This window comes from Mahella australiensis 50-1 BON (assembly GCF_000213255.1).
Classification (GTDB): Bacteria; Bacillota; Clostridia; order Mahellales; family Mahellaceae; genus Mahella; species Mahella australiensis.
The window spans coordinates 2,951,000-2,957,500 of record NC_015520.1; the positions used below are offsets into that span (position 1 = coordinate 2,951,000).

The 6,501-nt window shown below is 45.3% G+C and carries 7 protein-coding genes (1 of these 7 running past the window's edge); 5 read left to right on the forward strand and 2 right to left on the reverse strand.

Going from position 1 to position 6,501, the window contains the following annotated elements:
• Positions 1 to 145: 145 nt before the first annotated feature.
• On the reverse strand, positions 146 to 2,227 hold the full coding sequence (locus tag MAHAU_RS13790) for a methyl-accepting chemotaxis protein (protein ID WP_245543922.1): 2,082 nt from the start codon (positions 2,225 to 2,227) through the stop codon (positions 146 to 148).
• A 538-nt stretch (positions 2,228 to 2,765) separates the two neighbouring features.
• Positions 2,766 to 3,182 carry a MerR family transcriptional regulator gene (locus MAHAU_RS13795; RefSeq protein ID WP_013782333.1) on the reverse strand — a complete coding sequence of 139 codons (417 nt, stop codon included), beginning with the start codon at positions 3,180 to 3,182 and terminating at the stop codon, positions 2,766 to 2,768.
• Between the two features lie 157 nt (positions 3,183 to 3,339).
• On the opposite strand from MAHAU_RS13795, the gene MAHAU_RS13800 reads away from it, so the two are divergent.
• The 5 genes in view from MAHAU_RS13800 to MAHAU_RS13820 are tightly spaced (at most 57 nt apart) and all read left to right on the forward strand, a layout consistent with a single transcriptional unit that may run on beyond the window.
• Positions 3,340 to 4,320 carry an aldo/keto reductase gene (locus MAHAU_RS13800; protein ID WP_013782334.1) on the forward strand — a complete coding sequence of 327 codons (981 nt, stop codon included), beginning with the start codon at positions 3,340 to 3,342 and terminating at the stop codon, positions 4,318 to 4,320.
• Between the two features lie 57 nt (positions 4,321 to 4,377).
• Positions 4,378 to 5,562, forward strand: a complete 1,185-nt coding sequence (locus MAHAU_RS13805) for an iron-containing alcohol dehydrogenase (RefSeq protein ID WP_013782335.1) — start codon at positions 4,378 to 4,380, stop codon at positions 5,560 to 5,562.
• A 25-nt stretch (positions 5,563 to 5,587) separates the two neighbouring features.
• Positions 5,588 to 6,013, forward strand: coding sequence for a cupin domain-containing protein (locus MAHAU_RS13810; RefSeq protein ID WP_013782336.1), 426 nt, complete (start codon positions 5,588 to 5,590; stop codon positions 6,011 to 6,013).
• A 4-nt stretch (positions 6,014 to 6,017) separates the two neighbouring features.
• Positions 6,018 to 6,338 (forward strand): carboxymuconolactone decarboxylase family protein, encoded by a 321-nt coding sequence (locus MAHAU_RS13815; RefSeq protein WP_013782337.1) that lies wholly within the window; start codon positions 6,018 to 6,020, stop codon positions 6,336 to 6,338.
• 6 nt (positions 6,339 to 6,344) lie between these two features.
• A protein-coding gene (locus MAHAU_RS13820) for a flavin reductase family protein (RefSeq protein WP_013782338.1) crosses the window boundary here: on the forward strand, positions 6,345 to 6,501 show its start. It continues 401 nt past the right edge of the window; the window shows 157 of its 558 coding nt (coding positions 1–157); its start codon is at positions 6,345 to 6,347; the stop codon falls past the right edge of the window.

A 6,501-nucleotide genomic window follows, 5' to 3' on the forward strand; every position in this document is an offset into this window, starting at 1 on the left:
TTCTGTGATATTGTCGTGACTGTTCAGCTATCCCGTAGGCTTAGTAACTGATTAGCCTTCGCCTATGCAAATAGTACTGAATAATCACATAGTGTGGCAAGAGGTAGATAAAATAATTGTCTACCTCTTGCCCGATTAAACGATATCAATATTTAAATATGTTGGTTTGCTCTCTTAATTGATTTGCTAATTCCGCCAACTCATCAGCTGCAGCCGATATCTCCTCGCTGGTAGCTGACTGTTCTTCAGTTGCAGCCGATACCTCTTCTATAGCGGCTGCATTATCTTGCGATATGTCGGCTATCTGATCTATTTTTTGCTTTAGATTTTTCGCATCTTCGCTTAGCATCGTAGCCGAACGCGTCACGTCTTTCGTCTTATTTAGCGCCTCCTGAATAACTGTCCTTATGTCATCAAATGCCCTCGATGTAGCTTCAACCGCATCTTCCTGCTCAATAACAGTTGCAGTTGCTTGCTCCATTTCAACTACCGCATTGTCTATATTACCTCTTATTTGCTCGACAATACCTTTTATCTCATTGCTAGAATCGTTAGCTGTTTCAGCAAGCTTCCTTATTTCACCAGCCACTACCGCAAATCCCTTGCCCTGCTCACCGGCTCTAGCAGCTTCAATAGCAGCATTTAAAGCCAGCAGATTAGTGTGTTTTGCCACATCTTGTATAACCATCAAAATCTGGTCTATTTGCTGAGATTTATCTCGTAACTCTGAAATAGTGTTCTCCAGATTCAATGTTCTCTCCTTACTTTCTGCCATTTTTTGTTTTTGATAAATGATTCTATCAACGCCTTCTTCTATAGATTCCTCCACCTTATTATCTGATTCTTCTAATAAATGCAAGCTGCCTAAAACGTTGTTTAAACGTTCAATGGTAGCCGATACCGTCTTATCTCCGTCTTGGGCAAGCTCGGCCTGTTTAGAAGCACCGCCCGCGAGCTCATTTGTCGTGATAGCGATTTGCTCGATGGCTTTAGCAGATTCTTTCGACGATACCGCTATCAAGTCCGAAGTATTTGCTAACGAAGACGCAGCATCTTTGATCTTTATTATCAAGTCTCTGAGATTTTTCACCATAATATCAAATGAATTTTTAAGGAGCGCCAGCTCGTTGCGTATGTGTTTATCGTCAGTATTGCTCGTTTCATTATACCCAGATAGATCTCCACCAGCTACTTTTTCGGCATCGGCCATAACAATACGCAATGGTTTTATCACCAATTGCTGAAGCATCAACGCCAACAGAGCTATGAAGGCCAATATCGCCATTATGACTATGACAGTATTCACGCGTATTGTATTATTAAGCGACGCAAAGGCTTCCGTTTGTGGCAATACCTCCACTAATTTCATGCCCGTATCGCCTATTGGCGCAAAGGCCAAAAAGCAATCTTGTCCTTCAAATTTAAGCTGTTGCACACCTTTGTTCTTAGCTGCCACGATTTTTTGGCCAGCAGCACGCACGTCAGCTTGCTCGTCCTCCGTAATTTTTTGTTTCAAATCCTTCGCCGAATCCCTGCTTGCTAAATAATAGCCGTCGCTAGTCACTACAAAGGCGAAACCAGTCTCGTCCACTTTTATATTTTTCACGTAATCTCTCAGATAATTAAGTCCTATATCAGCCGTAGTTACACCTATGATCTTATCTCCAACGCGAATCGGGCTAGATGATGTAATCATTACTGTATTGGTGACCTCGTCAAGATAGGGCTGCGTCCATGCGATATCGCCCTTGGCGTTTATACCAATTTTATACCATTCATATTGGAAATAATCATAATCGGCGTTGCTATAATCCCACGTCAACTCAACCTTGCCGTTGTCTTTATACATATAAGGTCCAAAATATTTGGTTTTTTCGTCGTAAACGTAAGGCTCCAGCCATATGCCACTACCGCAGGCTAGCTCGTTTTTCTCTACGTATGTCTTAGCGGCCTCTAAAAGCTTTTCATAGCTTTGAGGGCCTAACGCAGCAACTTCATATGCCTGTATTTGTGCTAATTTGCCTACAGAATCTACACTGGCATAAAATTTTTCTGACGCTTCTCCAGCCTGATAAACGAGTTTATCGCTGATTTCCGTTATTATGTTATTTTTAAAGCTTATCATGCTATAGATCGTTTGAATCGCAAAGACTATGACCGTAAGGAATATAACCGCGGAGATAACAAGAGTCCTTATGCTCACTTTGGGCATATACGACTTATGCACAGTAAACATTCCCCCTTTGCACTTTGTTTTATATAATCTATCGGCTTTCGCAAGCAAAAGCTTGACAATCTTCAGTTCGTATGCCAAATCTTCCCTCTGTTACTCAATTGAAAATATAAATTCCACCCTTGTTGCTATTCTCAGATATAATAGAATTATTTCGTTTATAACCACTTTTATGTATCAAGACACGACTAAGCACCTGATTTCATAGCCCCAACAAAGGTATTTCAGCTTCAAGTAGTGGTTGGTGGTTCTAAGCACGAAAAAGTTATTAAACTTGAGCTAAACCCTATTTTTGATAATAGTAATCCATACCTGCACCAAAAGCTGCAGATATTTATACTCTTTGTTTCCTTTTGTATTTACCTGTCCGTTATGCTACCTTCGTATAAGCTGCTAATCCTTGACTTATTCCTTCTTTAATTTTATCAGTCGCCTGAGGATGCGGTGTTCAAGGCTCTGGGTGTAGAGTGATCTGCGCAATCGCAACGAGCCCGCAATATTACCGATACTTACTACTTGTGGCGTGGAGAAGTCAGCTTCCATCAACTTCTGAGATATAAGCAGATGGCAAGGCCTTTTTCAGCTCATTTTCAATTGGCACCATCTTCTGCTCATATCTTTCAATCTTATAATTTAATAGCGCCAGCGTTTGCTCCATTTCGTTTATTTTTTTAGCCAATTTATCGCGTTCTTTGATCAAGAGGTTCTTCCTTGCTTCGGCAGTTTCATCGCCTTGCTGAAACAGGTCTACGTATTCGATTAAAACTTCGATGGGCAATCCGGCATTGCGCATGCATTTGATGAATTCTATCCATCTGCAGTCCTCTTCAGTATAATCCCTGATGCCTCTACTATCGCGGTTTACAGCAGGTATGAGACCTATCCTCTCATAATAGCGCAGCGTATCCGGTGAAAGCCCGCATCTCTCGCTTACTTCCGCAATTTTCATGTTTATCATCTCCCGATTGTATTATAGCACTTGGAGTGGGCTCTAAGTCAATGGGAATATCCTGGCAGCAAATTTCTTTTTTGCCTATTGACATGGAGTGCACTCCAGGTAGTATGCTATGATTAAAACATAATATAATATGAAAGAAGTGGATAGAATGGAATATGTAAAATTTGGCAATACGGGATTGGACGTGTCGAGGATATGCTTGGGCTGCATGGGCTTTGGTGATCCCAACGCATGGGTACATAAGTGGGTATTGGATGAGGAACATAGCCGTCCCATCATAAAGAAAGCCATTGAGCTCGGCCTCAATTTCTTCGATACCGCAAATGTCTATTCGATGGGCAAAAGCGAAGAAGTGCTGGGCCGCGCTTTAAATGATTATGCCAACAGGGATGAAATAGTGGTAGCGACGAAAGTGTTCAACCGCATGCATGAAGGTCCAAACGGCGCCGGCTTGTCGCGCAAGGAGATTATGACCGAGATCGACAAGAGCTTGAAGCGGCTGGGCATGGACTATGTGGATTTGTATATCATCCACAGGTGGGATTACAACACGCCCATAGAGGAAACGATGGATGCGCTAAACGATGTGGTTAAGGCCGGAAAGACTAGGTACATAGGTGCATCGGCTATGTATGCGTGGCAATTCGAGAAGGCGCTGCACGTGGCGGAGAAACATGGTTGGACGCGCTTTGTATCTATGCAGAATCACTATAATCTCATATACAGGGAAGAAGAGCGCGAAATGATGCCGCTTTGCCGCGAGGAGAAGATTGCGGTTACGCCCTACAGCCCGCTCGCGTCAGGCAGGCTCGCGCGCGAATGGTCGCAGACGACTTATCGCTATGAAACCGATGAGGTGGCTAAATCTAAATACGGTTCTACGGCCGAGACTGACAAGGCCATAGTAGACAGAGTGGCCGAGCTGGCACAAAAGCACGGCGTGCCTATGTCGCAGGTTTCGTTGGCATGGCTGCTGCATAAGGAGCCAGTCATAGCGCCTATAGTTGGTGCAATTAAGGTGGAACATCTAGATGATGCCGTAGCTGCCCTGTCGGTAAAGCTGACGCCGGATGAGATTGCTTATCTGGAAGAGCCGTACGTGCCTCATAAAGTTGTAGGAGCGTTATGAACACGTGGATTAATAAAGGAATTTGAAGTTATTTAAACGAAAGGATTTATGATTGATATGGATGTAAACATGAAATTCAATATGTATATACCTACTAAGATTTTATTCGGAGAAGGAAAGCTAAACGAGTTGGGCTCACAAAAGATACCCGGCAGGAAAGCGCTCCTCGTGATATCTAGTGGCAAATCGGTAAGAGAAAACGGAGCTCTCGCAAGGACGGAGGAGCAGCTAAAGGTCGCTGGTGTAGATTACGTTTTGTTTGACAAAATCATGCAAAACCCGGTTAAGATGACCGTTATGGAGGGCGCCGCGTTGGCCAAAGCGAACGGCTGCGACTTTGTAGTAGCCTTAGGCGGTGGAAGCGTTATGGATTCAGGCAAGGCCATAGCCATGATGGTTAACAACGAGGGCGACCTTTGGGATTATGCCGGTGGTAAGACCGGCAAGCGGCTGCCGCTTAAGAATCCGCCGGTTCCGCTAGTATGTATCACGACGACTGCCGGCACGGGCAGCGAGGTGGATGCCGGCGGGGTTATAACCAACGAGGAAACCAATGAGAAAATAGGCATTGCCGGTTATGAAGAATCATTCCCCGTACTGTCCGTAGTAGACCCCGAGCTCATGAAAACCGTACCTCCGAAATATACGGCTTATCAAGGCTTTGATGCCCTGCTGCAAAGCATAGAATGCTATATCTCTTATTTCAACAATGTTATGAGCGATATGTATGCTCTGACATCGATAGAATACGCCGGCAAATATCTGCCCCGTGCTGTGAAAGACGGCAATGACAGGGAAGCCCGCAGCGGCATGGCGTTCGCCAATACGCTGTCCGGCGTTGCAATGGTGCTTTCTTCCACTACCGCAGAGCATTCTATGGAGCACGCTATGTCTGCATATCATCCAAATTTGCCTCATGGCGCCGGCCTCATCATGATATCCAGGGCGTTTTTTGAATTCTTTATAGATAAGCACGTTTGCGACGAGCGCTTTGTCCGCATGGCTAAGGCATTGGGCATGGATGGCGTGAAAAAGCCGGAGGATTTCATAACAGCGCTGGTAAAGCTGCAGGAGGACTGCGGCGTAGCCAACCTAAAGATGTCGGATTACGGCATTAAGCCGTCTGAATTTGACGAACTGGCGCGTAATGCCCGTGAGGCGATGGGTCCATTGTTCGCAGGCAATCCGTATCCCATGAGCCATGAGGATTGCGTGGAAATATATAGGAAATCATATAAATAATATTATGAAAAGGGCGAGATAATTTATGGAAAGCAAAGAAGAATTCGCACAGAAGCTGATTTTTCCTGTGGGGCCGGAAGCTCCGGAGGAAATTGCTGAAAACTTTATAGGCAGGGTTTATCTTTATGCGCTCGTGCCTTTTGACAGCCCGCTGAAGCATCCTGTAAGCCATGTCGTATTTGAACCGCGCTGCCGCAATAATTGGCATAAGCATCCCAGAGGCCAGATTCTGTTGGTTACCGGCGGAAGAGGCTGGTATCAGGAGGAGGGCAAAGAAGCGCGCGAGCTTCATGCCGGCGATGTCGTGGAGATACTGCCAAGCGTCAAGCATTGGCATGGCGCTGCGGCGGACAGCTGGTTTGCTCATATCGCAATGGAGGCGGACATGATAGCCGGTCCTCCTGAATGGCTCGAGCCCATGAGCGATGAACAATATAATAAGCTGAGGTGATATAATGGAGAAAGTAACAGCAGGACATGACGCGTTAGGGGATTTTGCCCCGAAGTTTGCCGAGCTAAACGATGACGTGTTTTTCGGCCAAGTATGGTCGAGAGAGGATAAGCTTTCGGCGCGGGACCGCAGCATGATTACGGTGACGTCGCTGGTTGCGAGCGGCATAACCGACAGCTCGCTGAAATTTCATATACAGAAGGCCAAGGAAAACGGTATAACCAAAGAAGAGATGGCGGAGGTTTTAACGCACCTTGCATTTTATGCGGGTTGGCCGAAGGGCTGGGCCGCCTTCTATATAGCAAAAGAGATATATAAGGAGTGAAAAATTATGAGAAAGGATTTTGGAGCAAAGACATGGTTTTATCCCTTGCCAGTGCTGATTATAGGCACCTATGATGAAAAAGGCAATGCCAATGCCATGAATGCGGCGTGGGGCGGCATATACGATTCCAACCACGTAGTGCTCAGCCTTAGCTCAGATCATA